The following is a 19870-nucleotide window of genomic DNA, read 5'->3' on the forward strand; positions in this document are numbered from 1 at the left end:
TGCCACCATGACAACTCTCTCAGGAAAACTCATCTGCGTAGAACAATGATGTTAAAACCAAAGATTCGATAGAAAAACACATTCCTAAATTGTTTTGACAGAATTATGGGAACCAGTACCCTCTTTGGTGGTTCCCAATATGAAATCCTTTTTGTTTTTCCCCATCTTCCTTCTCAATTGCCAGGTCAGTTGGTATCACACTCGTGTATCACCAAACCAATCGAGAGAAATCCCAATTGCGCAAGGGGGAAACCTCTTCGGAGAAACAGGAACATCCTGTTTTTTCTCAAATTTAAAATTCCAAGAATCTGATTCTTCCAATGAATTCACACAAACAAACCTTCCACTCATTGACACACAGTTCATAGAAAATATTCGAACCAATTTAAAACTTAAAAATTCAAATACAAGACATATCAAACAAATTCATGGAATTCCTAAGTCTTGGCCTTACACCAAAGAATTAGAATCGTTTCGTACAGATAAGTCCTTCGAAAGATTCAAAACAATTCAAAATATGACGGCAGATCCCCAAGATAAAAAAACACTACTCAAATATGCTGAAATCATCGATGCAGATACTTTCCTCTATGCAGACGATCTTTCGAATCTCTTTCGTGAGGTAGAAAACTGTGACACTTACTATAATTTGTATTATGTTAGAAGGGAAAAGGATAACTATAACCTTATTTTATTTTTAATTTCTCTCGGAATCATTCCAACAGTAAACTATGAAAATCATTATTTTACCGTATTCAAAAGAAGATCTTTCGAAACCGCACCGACTCTAACGACATATAAGTTTGGCTATAGAAGAGTTCTTACTTGGCTTCTTTTGCCAACATTTAATTTTTTTAATGAAGTAGAAAACTATAACAAAGATTATCGTTTTGTGGATCATACAAAAGATCAATTCTTAGCTGCCTTAGAAAACAAAAATAGCCAACCTTTGCCCATCAAACGATTAAATCCTGTGTATGGCGATGTCCTAGGTGGAACTTATATTTCTGATTCTAATCTTTTTACAACGCAAATCCCTGTGGATACAAGATTTGCTGTCATTCGCGACGGCAAAAGAAATGTTAGTTTTTTTGATCCAATTCACGGACTTTTTAAAATCCAAGCCATCAATGTGAATCAAAAAATTCATTCCGATATCATCACCGACGGAATTGAAAAAACACTAAAAACATTTATAACGACTAACCTCATTGATAAAATTAAGAAGAACTATCCAAAATCTGGAATCATTCACGAATCCTATTTGTCTGAATATCGGGATGGAACATATACTTTTACTTTAGAAATTGCGAAACCGGATGTAGAGAAAGATCAGTTTAAAAAAGAATATTATGTATTTTCTTGTTTTAAATCCCAAAGTCAAATTTATATTCTATCGAGAAGTTTGCCAAATGAAACAAACTTAGAAGTTTTACCAAAGTTAGCAGAAACAAGTATTTTAGATTTTTATCCTAACATTACATTCCAATCCAAATATATAGAACCCAAACCACTTGAATTAGATGTCGCCGTGAATGGTGAAAAGAAAAGAAACACGAACGAATATGATGATGACAACGATGAGGATGATGAGGATGATGAGGATGATGAGGAAGAAGAAGAGGATGAAGAACTTGCAGGAGGTGGTGGCGGGGGAGGAGCCAGTGCAGAAATGGACCTCAGCGGACTACTATCTCTCTTAAAAGAAAGGACTTACATACCAAAAGGAAAAATGGATATCAAACCTGGCCGCTTTAAGTTCAATAACGCCCGGTTTAATGCACCAAAATTTAATACAGGATCAAGGTTTCATGTCAAACCGGGACGTACCAAAAACTTTTCCCGACCGGCAAAATGGCGACGTTAAAAAGAAACGTCCATTCAGACTTACTTAGGAAGATTCAGAAGAACAGAATTTATCTCAGGCATACAACGTCCCGATAGATGAGCTGCATCTTGAAAATAATCGCAACGAATTTTTCCTTCTTCGTTTAAATCAACAAATCTCGTAGAAGTTTTATTTGCGAGTGATTGTATCTTTGATTTCCAGGATGAATAAAATGTAGATGCAACATAAAAGTTTGTTAAATTTTTATGAACTTTAGGAATCCATAAAACAACAGGGATTTGATTTTTTTTACATCTCTCGATTATTTTTTCTAAAAAGAATAAATTGTCCTCATTCAATGAATAGTTTCCATAAAATTCATTTTTAAGAACATCAACTAACATCACAGTTTTTAAATAAGTATCTGTATCATTTGCCGGCTTTAAGTAAAAGTCATTAAAACTATCAGGTGAGTATGGTAATTCTTCTCTATTAGTTTTTGTATCAAAGGCATTAGCGAATGGATCCACAGACATCTGGTTCGTAGGCATAAAATTCTTAAGTAATTCTGCATTTTTATCTTTGGTTCCGAAAAGATTTGTAGAAATTGCTTTTGTTGAAATTTTATATCGACTTAATGAAAATAATCGAGAAAAGAAATATTCTTTTGCAAAATCAGATGGCAATTCATTAAAATATTGAATGGCAAATTCAAGAGGCATTCCTTCTAATAAAGTTATATTATAAAAGCGGTTCTTTTTGTTAAAAGAAAAAGCGGATACTTCCAGAAAAACAACATCTGGTTTATATTGTTTGTCCATCAATTGATTGAAGCGTGTATAATAAATTAATGGATTGGAACCAGGGGCAGCATATCCAAAAAACTTATACTCATCCAAACTCTTTTTCTGATTTTCACTAATGAAATCTGAATGGTGGTTATAATCAGAAGTTGCAAATTGATAAAATATAAAAGAACGAGAAGTTCCAAAGGCCCAAATCTTTTTTTTATCCTGATACTTGGGATCTTCAAGGTAAGAAGCAGAAATATTCTTAAAAGATTCTACGTAAGGATTTCCAATATTTTCTTCTGTTAAGAAATTTCTAACGGAAGGGATTAAAATGATTTTATCTAATCCGAAAAAAAAGAGAAATAATAACAGTATCCTAAATTTTTTAAGTATCATAAAAGTATTCCTAAAACTGAAAGTAAATGAACTGTGCTGAATTTGAAGCTAATGTTAAAACTAACACACCACACAATAGTGCTAGTCCAGGTAACAATAACTTTCTGTATTCAAATTTTAAACTCAATCGAGATTGGAAGTATTCATAGGTATGTAATAAAAATCCAACGGCAATTAATCTAAATAACTTTGGAGTTTCAGGCATTCTGGCTCCACTCTGAGAAACCAAATTCTGAACGATGGATTGAATGTCCCGGATGTGTTCGATTCTAAAAAAGATCCATGCTAAACAAACAAGATGGAATACAACTAAACCTTTGAAAATTTGAATGAAAACATTCTGAGCATTCGGTTTATTATTCGTAATCACCCTTTCGATGATAAGATAAAGTCCATGTAAGGCCCCCCAAACTAGGAAAGTATAGTTTGCACCATGCCATAAACCGCCAAGAATCATCGTAATGAGTAAATTAAAATATGTTCTAAAATTTCCGAATCGATTTCCACCTAACGCAATATATAAATAGTCTCGTAACCACTGCGAAAGTGTGATATGCCATCTTTGCCAAAACTCTTTTAGGGATGTTGAGAAATATGGTGCATTAAAGTTTACGGGAATATCATACCCTAACAACAAAGCCAATCCTCTGGCAATATCGCAATAACCAGAAAAGTCGCAATAAATTTGAATGGCAAAACCATAAACAGATACCAATGCACTGAACGTATCGAAATTTTCTGGATGACTAAAGAAAGGTTCAATGATGGGAGAAATATTATCTGCAATGATCACTTTTTTTAAAACGCCAAGTAGAATCAAATATCCACCTGCATTATAAGGTAGTTCGAGGAATCTTTTTTTACTATGTAACTGTTTAAAAAAATCTGTATGTCTCATGATTGGTCCAGCAATCAACTGCGGAAAAAACATGATAAAGATTGTAAAATCTTCTAAGGAAACTTTGGATTTAATTTTTCCTCTATACACATCGATTTGAAATGCCAAAATTTGGAATGTGTAAAAACTAATGGCAAGTGGAAGGATGATGTTGGGGAGTTTTGTTGTTACTTCTATAATTTGTTGAAATCCAAAAATGTCGGTTACTATGTTAATGAGGAAATAGAAGTATTTAAAAAACACCAAATTCAACATGTTTAAAATGACTACGAGTGTAATTTTTGTTTTATTGAATTGGTAGTTAGAGAAATGATAAAATATAAAGTTAATGAATACGATAAGGAGGAAGTGAACTAAAAAAAATACATCCCAATATCCATAAAATATCAAAGAACCCAGTAGAATTGTTAGCTTCTGAAATCTGGAATTTAGCTGCCAATAAACAGTGTATAAAACAACAAAAAAGAGAACAAATACTAATGAATTAAATAACACTTCGAATATCCTAATTATTGGTTAATTGTTTCCATACCTTAGGTTAGTGTAAATACATTTTATCACTTAGGCAAGAGATCAATCCAAGGAATTTTAGTCCGAAAATGCTCCAACGTTAATTTGGCCAATTTATTGTATCCAATATCTGTTAGATGACCTCCATCCAAAAGATCTGATTTTTTAATATAACTTTCAGGATCTAAGCGTGGAACAGAAAATATATTTTCTTTCATTGCCTTGTTTAGCCGCACTGCAGCTTCTGAAGGCCAAGGAAATTCTAAGTACCAAACGTTCAAAACTAACAGGTGCTCACATCGATTTTGTAGAATCACAATTGTTTGTAACTGATTGTTAATTGTATTTTGAATTTGAGAGTCTAGCGGTGTAAAATTTCCTAAAAAATCATTTATTCCTGCATTATACAAACAGGCCGTATAATGTAACTGATCATTTTTTGCGACTTCTAAAATCTCTGATGATGGACGTACTGGAAATGCATTTTTGACAATCACAAAGGGCTTTAATTGCTCCTCTGCCGGCCAAAAAGCCATGATACTATCACCAAACATTCCTAAAGATGGTTTTAATAAAGTGAATAGGAGTTCATTATTTTGTTTTTGTTTGTGATCACAATGAACAAAAAAAATGAGGAAGATAAGGCAAATGAGTCCTTTTTGTATCTTATTAAAATACATAATTCTATTTATATTGGATTAGAAATGAGTCGTGTGTTCCTTGTTTGGTTTGATCGTCGAAACTTCCACTAGTTGCACCTGAAAAATACAAAGTACCATACCTATCTGAAGAGATTCCCCTTCCATACAATGTTGAACCGCTACTTCCCGAAGTTCGGATCCAAATTAAGCTACCCATGTGATCGTATTTACTCAGGTAAGCATCTTGCACTCCAATGCGAGTAAGGCCACCGACATTACCGGTTGTATACCCAGTAGCATATATATGGAATGCATTATCAGCAAATACTTGACTTCCATTAGTGAGTGATGTGCCTCCTCCTCCCAAAAGACGAGTCCAGATTTTTTCACCTTCTACACTATATTTTACAAGAATTTGCACAGTAGCTCCATCTTTGGCCTGGTTATCTATATTACCATTCACATCTCCAACTAGATAGACAGATCCCTTTTTATCTACAGATAATGCACGCAAGGTGGTTACCACAGTTCCCCCAGAAACTCCAAGATAACTGACCCATCTGACGGCACCATTGTTTGTATTTAGAGATAAAATAAAGGAATCCGTCAATCCACCTGGCAACGCCTTTCCTAAAAATAAACCGACACCAGCGACAGTTCCAGTAACTAGAATATTTTTTGAATATGGATCATACTGAATTTGTTGGCCATAGGCCTCAAAATTAGTTTCACCAATTAACCTAGACCAAATAAATTCTCCATTTCTACCGTATTTAAATACAAAAATTTTCCGACCTCCACCAGAAGTTTCACCATTGATAGTTGATTCTTCCGTGTTTCCGGTAATATAGGCATTTCCTTCTGGATCCGTCGTGACTCCTGATCCTAAAGTTTCACTCCCTGTGGGGAAAATTCTTGTCCATATAACATTTCCCGAAGAGTTAAGTTTGATGAGTAAACTACCAGCACCAACTGCCGGTAATTCATTAAATGGACTATTTGAACTTCCGACAGCATACAGATCACCAAAGACATCAATATGAATTACTTCAACATAAGTATTAGAAATAGCAGTGCTACCCATTTGTTTTATAAAGTTTATATTTCCATCACGATCATATTTTGCTACAAATACATCGTTATAATCTGTTGTTGGTGATACTCTCGGTTGGTTCAGTAATGATCCTGTCGTAGTGCCGTAAGAATATACAAATCCATTTCGCTCTGCAATATTAGATTGTGACCAAGTTTCATATCCACCAGCTTGCCCTAATAATCGCGTCCATTGTTTGACTCCTTGGTTATCTTGGGGAATTTCCCAACAATCACGATCTTCTATCATACAGCGAAGCAATTGAGTCTCTAAAAAAGCGTTTGTATTTAAATCGGAAGGGTTATTAAACGACAGGGCCTTACATTGAAAAAAAAATATAATTAATAAAAACCCAAAAGATCGCATTCGTTCACGATATCCTATCAACTTAATATTATACAAATAATAATCACATTAATTGACCTTTGATATTGATTTGTCATTCTTAATTCAATCGATCTTTGTCCTTATTGTAGGTAGTTTTTCCTTTTTGGAAATTTATATTTGCGATGGAATAAAACTATTAAAGGGATCTATTTATTTATAAATATTTTTTACCCAATATTACTTATACTGAATGACAAATGCATCTTTTGTCCCTGTTTTCGTTTGTGCATCCAAATTTCCTGTGGTTCCGCCAGTAAGGTGAATGGTTCCCAATCGATCTGAAGACAACGCCATACCATCTAATGTTACCAAGGTGCTACCAGATAACCTTGTCCATTCTAAGTTTCCGTTAAAATGATATTTAGACAAATAAACATCTTGAGTTCCATTCAAACTAACTCCAGAAAGATTCCCCGTTGTCCATCCGACGGTATAGACATTACCTGAATTGTCTGCATAAACTCCACGAGCATTCGTTGATGTACTCGCACCAGCTCCACGAAGGATTGTCCATTCTCGAAAGCCATTCACTTGGAATTTTATGAGTACCTCTGCGGTTGCACCTGAAAAAGTTTGACCGTCTATAGGTGTTCCACTCAATTCACCAGTGAAGTAAATTGATCCTCTTTTATCGGAAGCAATACCTCGTGCAAAAATGCTTGTACCTGCTTGGCCCAGAGTTTTTGCCCAAGTATTTACACCATCAACACTGAATGCAGCAATAAAACTTCCTTGTGTACTACCAATGGATTGGCCTAAAAAGGTCCCTGGTCCTATTGAATGTCCAATGACATAAACTTGATTGGAATAACTATCGTACGTAATTTTATATCCGTAAATGAGACTACCTGGAGTTTCTGCTAACAACCGACTCCATAATAAAGTCCCCGTTCGATCGTATTTAAAAATACAAAGATTATAAAGTCCTGCGGCTACTTCCCCATTTATGTTTGTTAACTCAGTATGCCCGGCAATATAAATATTTCCTTGTAGATCAGAAGTGATTCCCACTCCGGCAATGTCTGAACTACTATTTGCATAAAATATTCTAGTCCAAAGCCTTTCCCCTGACTGAGAATACTTAAATAGCACTAAACCATATTCAGTTGATGTATAATCCTCGAAAGAGCCTTGAGTAAACCCAGTTGCAATGACATCCCCAAAAACATCTACATGAATCGACTGAATATCAGAATGATAGTTACTGGATGATCCCATTTGTCGAATCCATTGCAGAACGCCTTTCGAGTTATACTTTGCGAGGAAAAGATCCGTATTAGTTCCTGAAGATACTTTTGTTTGCCCTGGCAAGGCTCCATCCACCTTCCCTGCGATATAAGTATTCCCATCGAAATCAGTTGCAGATGCTAAAGAGGTAGTCGTGACTGCGGTCGTCCCACCTAACAACCGCGTCCATTGTTTGTTTCCGCTATTTTGTTGTTTAATGTCATAACAAGGTACTGTTGTGATGACACAGTTCCATATTGCTGTTTCAAAGTATGCTTTCGAATGGGAGTCTGAAGAATTGTTTAGTTGGCTTTGTCTGCACTGAAAGAAGATTGTCAGAATAAAAATAGACAAAACGAATCGCATTTTCATAGAACCCTTTCAAAGTTTATCGAAGAGAGATAGTTGGATCTAAAATTCCAGCTTCTAAAAATCCTTTGGCTCTTAAAATACAAGAATCGCATTTTCCGCAAGGTTTACCTTTGATAGGATCATAACAAGAATGCGTTAGGTGGAGTGGTGCGTTTACTTGAATTCCTAATTCAATAATTTCTTTTTTACCTAGATGTAAAAGAGGAGTTTTGATTTGAATGGAATCACCATCTCCACTCACACCTTTTTTAGTTCCAAGATTTGCCATCTTTTGGAAAGCTTCGATAAACTCTGGCCGACAATCTGGATACCCAGAATAGTCGAGAGCATTCACTCCAATGTAAATGGAATCATACCCATGGCCTTCTGCGAGAGACAAAGCAAAGGATAAAAACAAGATATTCCGTCCTGGAACATAAGTATTTGGAATTTCTGTTTCATCCCCACTAAACAAGGATTTTGCGTTTTTTCTCACTTTGATTTTTTTTTCAGTGAGGGAACTTCCCAAAAAAAATCCAGGATCCAATTTTTGGATCACATGTTTGATTCCGAGGGTCTTTGCGATTTTTTTGCTTTTGATGAGTTCTATTTTATGTTTTTGAGAATAATCAAACGAAAGAGCCAGAAGTGGCAGTTTTTTGTTTTTTGGGTATCCAAATTCTTTAGCAGCAACATAAAGACAGGTAGTCGAATCAAGACCACCTGACAGAAGTACAACGGCTCCTTTTTTTTCAGATTTTGATTTAGGGGAGGAATCCTTAACGGAAACCATTTAATTTTTTGGCCCTCTGTACACACATGAGCTAGTGCAAGTTTCGTACAAAGTGATTTTATCGAGTAGAGGTAATTTTGGTTTGAGTTGGTTCCAGAGCCAAACGGCAATGTTTTCGCTCGTAGGATTTTCTAATCCCGGAACATCATTCAAAACATAATGATCCAAATGTTCGTCTAATATTGGTTTTACGATAGACTTTAGTTCACCGAAGTCCATGATCCAACCAGTATGTGGATCAATTTCCCCTTTGAGATATACTGCAAAACGAAAACTGTGTCCATGCATTCTTTTGCATTTATGGCCTTCTGGAACATTTGGTAAAAAATGTGCGGCTTCAAAACCAAAGGTTTTGGAAAGTTCAAGCTCTTCCATTACTCTTCCGTCGCATATTCCGTAAATAAGGACTTTTGGTTTCCTGCATGGTCTTGGAATTCCACTGGGTAATTGGATGTAAAACAAGCATCACAGAACCCACCACCCTTATGGCCTTCCACTGCTTTGTGCATTGTATCCAATGTTAAATAAGCTAATGAATCAACACGAAGATACTTTTGAATTTCATCAATACTATGTGTGGATGCAATGAGTTCTTTATGGGTAGGAATATCGATTCCATAATAACATGGAGAAACCGTTGGAGGTGCAGAAACTCGGAAATGAATTTCTTTGGCACCAGCATTGCGAATCATTTTGATGATTTTTCGACTTGTAGTCCCTCGCATGACCGAGTCGTCAATGATGACCACCCGTTTCCCGTTCACTACATCTTTCACCACATTGTATTTGATTTTGGCTCCAAAATCCCGAATCTTTTGATCCGGCTCAATGAAGGTTCGACCAATATAATGAGAACGAACAAGACCACTTTGGTAAGGAATCCCTGACTCTTCACTATAACCCAAGGCAGCAATGTTTGCAGAATCAGGAACGGGAATGATCACATCGGCTTCTACTGGCATAACACGTGCCAGTTGGCGACCGAGAGATTTTCTTACTTTATAAACTGATTCTTCAAAAATATAAGAATCAGGTCTTGCAAAGTAGATGTATTCAAAAATACAAAGGCTTGGTTTTGCTTTTGGGAACGGATAAAGAGAGCGCATTCCGGTATGGTCAATGACAACCATCTCTCCTGGTTCCACATCTCTTACGTATTCCGTTTCTGTGATGTCAAAAGCACAAGTTTCGGAAGCAAACACAATGGCCCCATCCGAACGTTTCCCCATCACAAGCGGCCGGAAACCATTGGGATCCCGAACGGCAATAAGATATCTAGGAGTTAAAACTAACAGAGAGTAGGCACCCCGAACTTGGGCGAGAGACTCACAGAGTGCTTCGAGAAGATCTGTTTTATGGCTTTTTGCCATAAGATGGACAATGACTTCGGAATCGATGGTGGTTTGGAAGATCGATCCATCCCTTTCCAATCGATTGCGAATGTCCCACGAGTTGACTAGGTTTCCATTGTGGGCGAGGGCCACAGGACCTAAGTGGGATTCCACGCGGATGGGCTGAGCATTTCGGAGAAAACTTGCTCCCGTTGTGGAATACCGGTTGTGGCCAATGGCCGCATCCCCAATGAGCTCTTTGATCTTCGGTTGGGTGAAGATATTTGCCACAAGGCCCATGTTGGCATACCGGTATAAATGGGAACCATCGGTTGTGACGATCCCACTGGACTCCTGGCCTCGGTGTTGCATCGAGTACAAACCTAGGTAGGTAAAATTAGCAGCTTCCTTGCTATTGTAGATGCCGAAAATGGCACATTCTTCTTTTGGTTTGTCAGATTGGAGAATCATTGTTAGAATGACAATTGCAGTATTTCCAAAATCCCAATTAGATGCAAATCAATTCCAACTATATTCTCGTTGATACAGCAAAAGCTTTGGATTTAGCTCTGATCAATCTCAGACAGTCCAAAATCATGTCGATCGACACCGAGTCCTCCGGTTATTACACGTACTACCCCAAGGTTTGTCTCATCCAGATCAATTCTAATGGCAAAAATTACCTGATTGACCCTCTAAAAATCACAAATTTGTCAGCTTTGGGTCCTTTATTCAAGGATGAGAACATTCTCAAAATCTTCCACTCAGCACAAGACGATATCAAAGCCTTAAAACGAGACTTTGGGTTTGAATTTGTGAACACGGCAGATACAATGATCAGTTCTCGATTGTTGTCTTTAGAACAAAGTTCTTTATCACATGTAGTAGAACATTACCATAAAGTAACACTTTCCAAAGTGGAACAAAAGTCCAACTGGGAAATTCGTCCTCTTCAAAAACAACAGCTAAAGTATGCAGCCCTTGACACTGCTTATTTAGAATCCATTTGGTTGAAAATGGAAGAAGAACTCAAACGTAGAGGTCTCTATGAAGAAGCTAAATCAGAATTTGAATTCATAGCTTCAGAAGAATACGTAGCAAAAGAAGGAGAAGGATTTTCTCTTGGAAAATTTCCTGACATCCTCAATTTTACTCCACTCGAAAGAAGAAAAATTTTAGAACTGCTTCGTTATCGTGACGAAAAAGCAAAACGAATCAACAAAGCAAGTTTTCGAGTTTTTAATAACGACAGATTGTCACAAGCCGTCAAAGAACAACCTAACGAAGAAAAATGTGTTGAGTGGTTTGGAAAAAAAGACGGAACTGAAATCTACAAACTACTCATTGCGGAATACAATGATCCTATCGACACATCGGAACTCTCAAAACGACATGGCGAAGACTTAAACGAAGACGAAAATCACAAATTTCAAAACGCAAAAAAATGGCGGCTCCGTATTATGCGCGCTAGACGGATGGAACATTCCCTTCTTCCTTCTAACAAACAACTCATTGTTATTTTACGTGCAGCACCAAAAACCTTAGAGGAACTAAAAGCCCTACATGTATTTTCTGATTGGAAAGTGCAGAACTATGGACCAAGTTTACTTGCTGCCATCCAAGGACTTCCTTTTGATTCAATGATCAACCGTTTGGTGGCCATTCGTTCCAAAGAAGCATTTGTTGCCAAACGTAGGAAAAAACAAAACCAAAACTCGAAAGACGAGGGTTGATGTTACCCTACCAGTCCTTTGTAGAAAAACTTTCAAGGGACTTCGACGAAATTCCTGACACAACGGAAGTCAAGTCAGGAGTAATCTTTCCATTATTTGGATCCAAAGAAATTGCAGAAGGAATGATCCTTACGGAACGTTCCAAAAATCTAAAGTCTCATCCTGGCCAAATTTCCTTTCCTGGCGGGGTCAAAGAAAAAGAAGATCCTAATCTTCTGATCACTGCCCTCAGAGAATGGGAAGAAGAAATGGGTGTGCATCGTTCTAGTTTGAATGTTCTAGGAAAACTAGAAGGCCTCCATACAAAGACTGGTTTTCACATCACCCCATTTTTGGCAACTTATGAGGGTGATTTTTCTTTTCAACATAACAAAGACGAGGTGGATCGGATCATCCTACTTCCTTTTTCTGACCTTTGGACCAAACCATTTTATGCGATTCAAATTCCTGGCAGAGATCATTTTGCTTATTATTTTGATTTAGGGGATGGCCTTCTTTGGGGTGCCACTTGCGAAATGATTTTGCGATTCCTAAGAGAGTATTCTTCTTTCAATCGAACTCCCCTTCTCGTGAAGCCAAATCTAGTCAAACCTCCTTATTTAGATCCCAAATCCCTCTAAGGTCTCTTTGGTTTTTCGCCGATGGTGTACAGGTGCGGAAAAAAAATAAAAATCAAGTTCAACCATTGACCAGATACTCTGTCTTCGTCAGTTGTATTTTATTTTTTCTTTCCAATCTTCCCCTGTCCACACAAATACAACCTAACAAACGATATGTGTTTATTCTCGATGCTAGCGGTTCCATGTCAGAAAAATGGGACGGGAAAACAAGGATGGCAGTTGCCAAAGAAAAATTATTACAGGTTCTTGGAGGATTGCCAAAGGATGTGAGTGTAGGCCTTGTCGCATACGGGAACCGGATCGCTGGTTGTTCTTCTGCCAGGTTGTATCATCCCATCCAGCGCGGGGCAGCCTCCATTGTAAGCCAAAAAATATCCTCTATCGTTCCAGCTGGATCAACACCGATTGCACAAACCTTAAACTTGGTTGGTGAGTTCCTTTTGAATGATGTACAAGAAACAGAAATTATTTTTATCTCCGATGGAGTCGAAAGTTGCGATGGAGATCCTAAATCCGTTTTGTACCAATGGAAACAATCGGGAAAAAAATTTCGAATGCAAATTCTAGGAATTGATATTGATCCCAAAGGGGAAGAAGACCTCAAACGACTTTCGATCTTGGGAGACGGAAATTATTATTCATTGAAGGGGCCGGAGGATTATGATTCTTCTTTCAAACGAATCTTTTTTAATCCGGAACTGGAACCAAACCTTGTTTCAGAAACAACCAACAAAAACCAACTCACTTCCTACCAAGACCAAATCAAAATCCTGAACATCCTTCCTTACGAAGATGGCTCCGAATCCGGTTATATTCTCAATTACGAATACACAGCAAAAGCCAACACTTCCTATATGGTTCAGTTGTATCTTTATCCAGTAGAAGAAAAACAAAGAAGTTTCCCCATTCCCCCACTCCGTGAGCGAAGGATGGGCGACCTGACAAAACTCCAAATCGAATTGAAGTCGGGTCCAGAAGGAAAAGGCCGATTTGTTTTCCCACTCCCCAAAGGAAAACGAATGAAAGCCTCAGCAGAACTTTGGGATTTAACAGGAGTTCCAAAAATTCTTGCTCTCTCGGAAGAAAAACCCATTCACGAGAATCCAAGTTCTAGCCGAAACTGAAAGTAATGAGACAGAATTCGACAGTTTGGACGAGTTGCCTACATGTGATTTTTACCTTAGGAATCTTAATTTCTATGGGGGTTTTTCCTCTCTTCGCAGACCGTTCCGTGAGCCAAATTTTTGCGGACGAACGAAACAAACAAGGGGAACTGCTCTATAAAAAAGCCAAAGAATTTTTAGAAGATCGGAATCACTACCAATCAGTGGAAACCTGCAAAAGCTTTTTATTACTCTATCCAGGGCATTCCAAAACACGTGAAGTGCGAAAAACTTTGAGTTCCAACTACCGAATGACAGGCGATGTATTAGCTCTCGCAGAAAACGAACTAAAAATTTACAAAGAATTTCCCAATACAGAAGAAGGACTCGAATCCTACTTAATTTCAGGCAAAGCCTATGTCCGTATGGGTCGGGAAGACAAGGCGTATCAGATTTTTCAGGACATTATCAAAAATACGTATTCTAGCAAAATTGCACAAGAAGCCGAATTAGAACTGACTCAGATGGAAATTTTGGGAGAGAGTAAAAATAAGTAATTTTTACGAAAATATTGCCCTAGGGATCTCCGATAATAAACTAGGCACGTTGAGCAAAAAGGGTTCAGAGATTTAAGAATGTCGTTTTTTCAAATGGTTACTTTCCCAGCGAACTCCTACATCATTGTAGAGGGGAAAAAGGATGCGAACAATTTCTATATCATCCGTGAGGGGAAGGTACGTGTCACTCGTGAGACTGCTGTTGTGGGAGAAGATCCAAACCAAGTTTTAGGGCCTGGTGACTTCTTCGGTGTGGTTGCTGCCATGAGCCAACACCCTCAAATTGAATCTGCCACTTCACTTACCAACGTATCTTTAATCTCTGTTAGTTATGACCAATTTGGAACCTTAATCCAAAAGTCCACTGCCGTTGCGATGAATATCATTCGTTTCTTCTCCATGAAGTTACGACAATTTGATACCACCATCACAAGGTTATCCTTTCGAAATGCCGTCGAAGAAGATCCAAACGAACTTTTTAAAATCGGTGAATATTACTTCCAACAGCAAAATACATCCCATGCGACATTTGCTTACCAAAGTTATTTAAAACACCTTCCGAATGGTCAGTTTGTGCCACAGGCAAAACTACGTTTGCAAACCAGCAACCAACCATTCCAAGCTCCTCCCATCGATTACAATAAATTCAATCGAAACTATAAAGATAGTGAGATGATCTTTTGTGAACACGAACCAGGTAAGGAATTATTCATTCTACAAAGTGGAAAGGTTAAAATTTCCAAAATTGTAAACCAAAACGAGGTGATGCTCGCGGTTCTCCAAGCGGGAGATATTTTTGGGGAGATGGCCATCCTCGACAACAAACCTCGTTCAGCCTCTGCTGTGGCTGCGGGGGATGTGGAACTACTTGCTATCAACAAAGCCAACTTTGAAGGGATGGTAAAAGCCCAACCACAATTGGCGACAAGGCTTATCACTCTTTTATCTGAACGAATTTGGATCGCTTATAAACAACTTGCGAACCTACTTCTAAAAGACCCACAAGGTCGAATTGTGGATACTCTTATGACTTTGGCCGAAAAAAATCGAATCAAAGTGGCTCCCAAACAAGCCTATAATTTTGAAATTGGGACCAAAGACCTGCTCAAAATGGTGGGTTTAACGGATCCAAAAGATGAACTCCTGATCTCCGACATCATGAAGAATAATAAATTTATTCGTATGGACATGGGAAAAATTGTTTGTACGGACATGGCAGAACTGGAAAAACTCGTCCAATTCTATCATAAAAAGGCTAACATGGAGAATAAGCTCAAGAAGCTGAAATAACTTCTTGCCAACTTTCCTCTCCTGACTTACGTTAGAGGCCAGCAAAATATGAGTGATAAGATACTAGTTGAAGAAAAGGGAAACACGATCCGCGTTCGTTTTATGGATCAGATTCTCGATGGAAACGCACCAGAGTTAAGAGAAATTTTAGCAGAGATTCTGGAAAAGAACGTTCAGGAAATCTTTTTGGATTTAGAAAAAGTGGTGATTGTGAGTTCTCTTGGGATCTCTCGTTTACTTTCCTTCAAAAACAAAGCCGATGAAAAGAAAATGACAGTAAAAATTGTCAATATCCAAGAAAAACTAAAAGAAACTTTGAAGAAATTGATGTTAGATCAGTTTTTTGGCCTGTAACCAATTTTAGTTTTGGTTTCAGAATCCCAATCTAAAAATCCACCTCTAGTCTCTGGAGGTGCGGTTGTACTGTTTACCAATTCGTTTTCACTAAATCCAAATCATAACAATTTGAATTGATTTTTGAATGAATCTAATTCCTATATCCCGTTATGCCAAAACGCATTGAAAAGATACTGAATCGGTTACAACTAGTTCATCTTACAAAAGGATTAAGTGATGAAAATGCTCGTGCTTTGCGAGTGAATGCCACTTTCCAGGCGATTATGTTTTTGATCCCCACCTTGTTGTTACCAGTAATTTATTTTACTGAACCTCCCGAAACTCATTTAGCTTCTTTTATTTCTTATCTGATTTTTGTTTTGCCTCTTGGATATTCACGTTATCTTTTATATAAAGGAAGTTATGCGATGAGTGCAGTGTTTGCACTTTCCGCAAGTAATTTCCATATAACTTCACTTTCCATTTTACAAGCTGACGATCCAGCTCCCCTCGGATTTTTGCTTTTTGCAGTTATCCCTTTTTTGATGATCCCTAGAAAAAATATCCAACTAAGATGGTTCTTTGTGAGTTTATCTGGATTTTTGTTTTTGGGTTCACAATATTACTATAGAGTTATGGGTAAGGAAGGTCTATTTGGTCCGCCAAAATGGGTTGTACCAGCAGATTATCTAATGCCCCCACTGGTATTACTTGTTTTCTTTTTCATCCTACTTATCAATCAGTTTGTAAAAGCAGTAAATAAAGCCGAAGACAAACTCATAGCGGAACACCAAAAGTCAGAAAGCCTTTTATTAAATGTATTACCACTAGAAGTTGCAAGAGAATTAAAACAAAATGGAGTCAGTAAGCCGAGACATTATTCATCAGCAACGGTTTGTTTTACCGACTTTGAAGGATTTACAAAAATTGCAGAGACCCTTTCACCTTCCGAACTAGTAGAAGAACTAGATCGTTGTTTTTCTTATTTTGATAGTTTGATGGAACGCCACAAACTAGAAAAACTCAAAACCATTGGAGATAGTTATATGTTTGTTGGTGGAATTCCAAAATCCAATGCCACTCATGCAATTGACAGTGTTTTGGCAGCACTCGAAATCCAAGCTTTTATGAACCAAATGAAAGAAATCAAAGCCGTTCAAGGATTACCATATTGGGAACTTCGACTCGGAATTCATTCTGGGGAACTGATCGCGGGTGTGATCGGAGATAAAAAATTTGCCTATGATGTTTGGAGCGATACAGTGAATACAGCCAGCCGGTGTGAATCTTCGGGAATGACGGGAAAAATCAATATTTCCTCATCTACTTACGAACTCATAAAGGATTTTTTCCAATGCGAATATAGGGGAGAAGTCCCCGCAAAACACAAAGGAAATATTAAAATGTATTTTGTGGAAGGACTCCTTCCCGAATTACAAAGGGAAGGACATCCTAAAATTCCTAACCAAGAGTTTACGAAACGTTATTCTGCACTTAGTGCAATTTCATAACGAAAACCTTATTGCAGATTTAAAAACCTTGGTTTTTTAAGTCTGCTTCCATCATGATTTGAACCAATTCTTTGAATTTTACTTTTGGTTCCCAACCTAACTGACGTTTTGCTTTTTCAGGATTTCCAATGAGAAGTTCTACTTCAGTTGGTCTGTAGTATTTTGGATCGATTTTAACAAGAATTTGTCCGGTTTTTTTGTCTTTACCAACTTCTTTCTCAGCTTTGCCTTCCCAAACTACTTCGAATCCCGCAATTTTATAAGCCTCTTCGATAAACTCACGAACTGTATGTGTTTCATTTGTGGCAACAACGTAGTCATCAGGAGTGTCTTTTTGTAACATCATCCACATCATTTCTACGTAGTCAGGAGCATATCCCCAGTCACGTTTGGAATCAATATTGCCCATAGTGATGTGTGGGAGTTTTCCTGCTTTTACTTCGGAGACTCCGATGGTCACTTTTCTGGTCACAAAAGCCTCACCGCGACGGGGAGATTCATGATTGAATAAAATTCCATTAGATGCGTGCAAATTGTACGCTTCACGATAGTTAACAACTGCCCAATACGCATAAAGTTTAGCCACAGCATACGGAGAACGAGGATAAAATGGAGTTTTTTCCGTTTGTGGAACTTCTTGGACAAGTCCGTAAAGTTCTGAAGTTGATGCTTGGTAAAAACGAGTATTAATTCCTGTTTGTTTAATCGCATCTAAAATCCGTAAGGTTCCAACGGCATCCACTTCCGCAGTGTATTCTGGTACTTCGAAGGAAACCTGAACATGGGACTGTGCCGCCAAGTTATAGATTTCCGATGGTTGGATTTTTTCTAAAATACGGTTTAGGTTGGAGGAATCCGTCATATCTCCGTAGTGGAGGTGGAGGTTTGGGTTTCCGTGCAGATGTTCAATGCGATTGCGATTGAAAAGGCTCGTTCTACGAACGATCCCGTGGACTTCGTATCCTTTTTGGAGGAGGAGTTCTGCCAGGTAGGAACCGTCTTGGCCTGTGATTCCGGTAATAAGTGCTTTTTTCATAGATCAGGGATCAGTATTTTAAATTTCTTTCGTAAGAAAAGGAAAAATGAACCTAGAAAGGTAAATATTCTCAAAAAGTAACACCAATTTCCTCCCCAGTTCCCCTTCTCACATCAATTCCAAGAATTATCACCTCCCAAGCCCGGCTCTAAAACAAACCTTCAAAAACTTTGGCCTTCTTCGTGGTCAAAAGAAACGGACGGCCAAAAGAATTGGTGAGTGAACCATCGGGATTGACTCCCGTAGCTTGGTAAATGGTGGCGATAAGATCTCTCACATGTAGAGCTTCTTTGGGATTTACTGGTTTGGATCCTGTTTCATCTGTTTCTCCTAATACAAAACCTTTGGTAAAGGGACCCCCTCCGAGTAAAGTCGACCAAACTTTAGGGTGGTGATCACGACCATCCCTCGATCCGACATCAGGGGTTCTGCCAAATTCGCTGGTAAGAACAAATAACGTTTGTTTAATGAGACCGGTATTGTTTAAGTCTTCTAATAAAGAAGCAATTCCCATATCTGTTTCTTTCATAATTTTTGTCACTTGTGCTTTGTTGCCTGTATGTGTGTCCCAACCTCCAATAGAGATATGAATGAAAGGAACTTCCTGTACCGCGAGTCGTTTCGCCAGTAACATAGCCTTCCCTTGCCATGTGGTTCCGTATCTTGCTCTTGTTTTTTCATCTTCCAAACTAATGCGAAAACTATCGATGTTTTTGGAATTTCGAAACTCTTCTGCTGCCACGAGCATATTTTTCCAATGTTTGGATTCCTTTGTGGGATAGGTTTTAGAAAATTCCTCATTCATAAAAGAAACCAAATCTTTTCTTCGAAGAATTCGATCTTCTGCAAATTTTCCATAGGAGGGATTCAAATGTTGGATGGGTTCATCCACATTCCCAACATGATAACCAGAATAATCGATTCCTAAAAATCCTGAATTTCCATTTTTCCCACCACGGCCACCAATCGTAACATAACTTGGAAAGTAGGAAGATTTAACTTTTGATTTTTTTGCATAAGCAATCACTGCACCGAAATGAGGGATGTCGGGAAAGCCCATAGCTTCTGTCATTCGATACCCTGTACCCAGTAACATTTGTGCAAACCCATGATCTCCTTCTTCACTCCATGTAGAGCGAATGATGCCAATCGAATGCAGTTGTTTGGCGGTAAGAGAAAACGGTTCTAAGACAGATAATCCTGAAATACTAGAACTTACTTTTCCAAACGCACTATTCGGTTTTGGATCTAATGTATCTACATGGCTCATCCCTCCCATCATTTCAATAAAGATAACTGACTTTACTTTGGAAGGAAGGGCAATGGACTCCTCCTCTTCTTCTTCCGCACCTAAACTACCAAACGGACCTGTAGAAAATAAAAAAGGACTGAGTCCTAAACTGAGAATTGATTTTTTTAGAAATTCTTTGCGATCCAT

At 37.9% G+C, this 19870-nt stretch carries 18 protein-coding genes; 8 read left to right on the forward strand and 10 right to left on the reverse strand.

What is annotated here, in order from left to right; translation table 11 throughout:
* The first annotated feature begins 139 nt into the window (after window positions 1–139).
* On the forward strand, window positions 140–1867 hold the full coding sequence (locus tag CLV96_RS10100) for a hypothetical protein (RefSeq protein ID WP_040917333.1): 1728 nt from the start codon (window positions 140–142) through the stop codon (window positions 1865–1867).
* A gap of 20 nt (window positions 1868–1887) precedes the next feature.
* Here CLV96_RS10100 and CLV96_RS10105 read toward each other — a convergent pair whose 3' ends face one another.
* From CLV96_RS10105 to purF, 8 genes are all read right to left on the reverse strand, one after another.
* A complete protein-coding gene (locus CLV96_RS10105; RefSeq protein WP_004784228.1) occupies window positions 1888–3015 on the reverse strand; it encodes a DUF1574 family protein in 1128 nt (375 codons plus the stop codon).
* A gap of 10 nt (window positions 3016–3025) precedes the next feature.
* Window positions 3026–4408, reverse strand: coding sequence for an MBOAT family O-acyltransferase (locus tag CLV96_RS10110; protein ID WP_004787031.1), 1383 nt, complete (start codon window positions 4406–4408; stop codon window positions 3026–3028).
* A gap of 62 nt (window positions 4409–4470) precedes the next feature.
* Entirely contained in the window at window positions 4471–5103 is a 633-nt protein-coding gene (locus tag CLV96_RS10115) for a hypothetical protein (RefSeq protein ID WP_004786493.1), read from the reverse strand.
* A gap of 4 nt (window positions 5104–5107) precedes the next feature.
* Window positions 5108–6406, reverse strand: coding sequence for an SBBP repeat-containing protein (locus CLV96_RS10120; protein ID WP_243836453.1), 1299 nt, complete (start codon window positions 6404–6406; stop codon window positions 5108–5110).
* A gap of 315 nt (window positions 6407–6721) precedes the next feature.
* Window positions 6722–8143 carry an SBBP repeat-containing protein gene (locus CLV96_RS10125; protein ID WP_243836454.1) on the reverse strand — a complete coding sequence of 474 codons (1422 nt, stop codon included), beginning with the start codon at window positions 8141–8143 and terminating at the stop codon, window positions 6722–6724.
* 16 nt (window positions 8144–8159) lie between these two features.
* A complete protein-coding gene (queC, locus tag CLV96_RS10130) occupies window positions 8160–8915 on the reverse strand; it encodes a 7-cyano-7-deazaguanine synthase QueC (protein ID WP_004786631.1) in 756 nt (251 codons plus the stop codon).
* The gene (gene queD / locus CLV96_RS10135; protein ID WP_004785800.1) at window positions 8916–9290 is read right to left on the reverse strand and encodes a 6-carboxytetrahydropterin synthase QueD; all 375 of its coding nucleotides are present in this window, start codon (window positions 9288–9290) and stop codon (window positions 8916–8918) included.
* Window positions 9290–10717 carry an amidophosphoribosyltransferase gene (gene purF / locus CLV96_RS10140; RefSeq protein ID WP_040917231.1) on the reverse strand — a complete coding sequence of 476 codons (1428 nt, stop codon included), beginning with the start codon at window positions 10715–10717 and terminating at the stop codon, window positions 9290–9292. The genes queD and purF overlap by 1 nt, the downstream gene beginning before the upstream one ends.
* Before the next feature lie 41 nt (window positions 10718–10758).
* On the opposite strand from purF, the gene CLV96_RS10145 reads away from it, so the two are divergent.
* The 7 genes from CLV96_RS10145 to CLV96_RS10175 all read left to right on the forward strand — a co-directional run bounded on the left by CLV96_RS10145 (window position 10759) and on the right by CLV96_RS10175 (window position 17396).
* Window positions 10759–11979 carry a ribonuclease D gene (locus tag CLV96_RS10145; protein WP_004785343.1) on the forward strand — a complete coding sequence of 407 codons (1221 nt, stop codon included), beginning with the start codon at window positions 10759–10761 and terminating at the stop codon, window positions 11977–11979.
* Window positions 11976–12599, forward strand: coding sequence for an NUDIX hydrolase (locus CLV96_RS10150; RefSeq protein ID WP_409037395.1), 624 nt, complete (start codon window positions 11976–11978; stop codon window positions 12597–12599). The genes CLV96_RS10145 and CLV96_RS10150 overlap by 4 nt, the downstream gene beginning before the upstream one ends.
* 65 nt (window positions 12600–12664) lie before the next feature.
* Window positions 12665–13723: a vWA domain-containing protein gene (locus CLV96_RS10155; RefSeq protein WP_420813679.1), complete on the forward strand. Its 1059-nt coding sequence runs from the start codon at window positions 12665–12667 to the stop codon at window positions 13721–13723.
* A 5-nt stretch (window positions 13724–13728) separates the two neighbouring features.
* Window positions 13729–14259 carry a tetratricopeptide repeat protein gene (locus tag CLV96_RS10160; RefSeq protein WP_040917225.1) on the forward strand — a complete coding sequence of 177 codons (531 nt, stop codon included), beginning with the start codon at window positions 13729–13731 and terminating at the stop codon, window positions 14257–14259.
* 78 nt (window positions 14260–14337) lie between these two features.
* Window positions 14338–15549, forward strand: coding sequence for a Crp/Fnr family transcriptional regulator (locus CLV96_RS10165; RefSeq protein ID WP_020776694.1), 1212 nt, complete (start codon window positions 14338–14340; stop codon window positions 15547–15549).
* Between the two features lie 48 nt (window positions 15550–15597).
* Window positions 15598–15903 (forward strand): STAS domain-containing protein, encoded by a 306-nt coding sequence (locus CLV96_RS10170; protein ID WP_004785107.1) that lies wholly within the window; start codon window positions 15598–15600, stop codon window positions 15901–15903.
* Between the two features lie 152 nt (window positions 15904–16055).
* The gene (locus CLV96_RS10175; RefSeq protein WP_004785932.1) at window positions 16056–17396 is read left to right on the forward strand and encodes an adenylate/guanylate cyclase domain-containing protein; all 1341 of its coding nucleotides are present in this window, start codon (window positions 16056–16058) and stop codon (window positions 17394–17396) included.
* Window positions 17397–17415: 19 nt separating this feature from the next.
* On the opposite strand, the gene gmd is transcribed toward CLV96_RS10175, so the two are convergent.
* Window positions 17416–18432 (reverse strand): GDP-mannose 4,6-dehydratase, encoded by a 1017-nt coding sequence (gene gmd, locus CLV96_RS10180; protein WP_004787140.1) that lies wholly within the window; start codon window positions 18430–18432, stop codon window positions 17416–17418.
* A 148-nt stretch (window positions 18433–18580) separates the two neighbouring features.
* Window positions 18581–19870 carry a DUF1501 domain-containing protein gene (locus tag CLV96_RS10185; protein ID WP_004786763.1) on the reverse strand — a complete coding sequence of 430 codons (1290 nt, stop codon included), beginning with the start codon at window positions 19868–19870 and terminating at the stop codon, window positions 18581–18583.

The organism is Leptospira meyeri (assembly GCF_004368965.1).
Taxonomy (GTDB): domain Bacteria; phylum Spirochaetota; class Leptospiria; order Leptospirales; family Leptospiraceae; genus Leptospira_A; species Leptospira_A meyeri.

What these genes read in the sequence shown, in the direction of transcription:
- gmd (WP_004787140.1), bottom strand. Translation starts at nt 18,432, where the DNA reads ATGAAAAAAGCACTTATTACCGGAATCACAGGCCAAGACGGTTCCTAC.
- CLV96_RS10120 (WP_243836453.1), bottom strand. Translation starts at nt 6,406, where the DNA reads ATGATAGAAGATCGTGATTGTTGGGAAATTCCCCAAGATAACCAAGGA.
- purF (WP_040917231.1), bottom strand. Translation starts at nt 10,717, where the DNA reads ATGATTCTCCAATCTGACAAACCAAAAGAAGAATGTGCCATTTTCGGC.
- CLV96_RS10145 (WP_004785343.1), top strand. Translation starts at nt 10,759, where the DNA reads ATGCAAATCAATTCCAACTATATTCTCGTTGATACAGCAAAAGCTTTG.
- CLV96_RS10115 (WP_004786493.1), bottom strand. Translation starts at nt 5,103, where the DNA reads ATGTATTTTAATAAGATACAAAAAGGACTCATTTGCCTTATCTTCCTC.
- CLV96_RS10185 (WP_004786763.1), bottom strand. Translation starts at nt 19,870, where the DNA reads ATGGATCGCAAAGAATTTCTAAAAAAATCAATTCTCAGTTTAGGACTC.
- CLV96_RS10105 (WP_004784228.1), bottom strand. Translation starts at nt 3,015, where the DNA reads ATGATACTTAAAAAATTTAGGATACTGTTATTATTTCTCTTTTTTTTC.
- CLV96_RS10160 (WP_040917225.1), top strand. Translation starts at nt 13,729, where the DNA reads ATGAGACAGAATTCGACAGTTTGGACGAGTTGCCTACATGTGATTTTT.
- CLV96_RS10170 (WP_004785107.1), top strand. Translation starts at nt 15,598, where the DNA reads ATGAGTGATAAGATACTAGTTGAAGAAAAGGGAAACACGATCCGCGTT.
- queC (WP_004786631.1), bottom strand. Translation starts at nt 8,915, where the DNA reads ATGGTTTCCGTTAAGGATTCCTCCCCTAAATCAAAATCTGAAAAAAAA.
- CLV96_RS10165 (WP_020776694.1), top strand. Translation starts at nt 14,338, where the DNA reads ATGTCGTTTTTTCAAATGGTTACTTTCCCAGCGAACTCCTACATCATT.
- CLV96_RS10175 (WP_004785932.1), top strand. Translation starts at nt 16,056, where the DNA reads ATGCCAAAACGCATTGAAAAGATACTGAATCGGTTACAACTAGTTCAT.
- CLV96_RS10125 (WP_243836454.1), bottom strand. Translation starts at nt 8,143, where the DNA reads ATGAAAATGCGATTCGTTTTGTCTATTTTTATTCTGACAATCTTCTTT.
- queD (WP_004785800.1), bottom strand. Translation starts at nt 9,290, where the DNA reads ATGGAAGAGCTTGAACTTTCCAAAACCTTTGGTTTTGAAGCCGCACAT.
- CLV96_RS10100 (WP_040917333.1), top strand. Translation starts at nt 140, where the DNA reads ATGAAATCCTTTTTGTTTTTCCCCATCTTCCTTCTCAATTGCCAGGTC.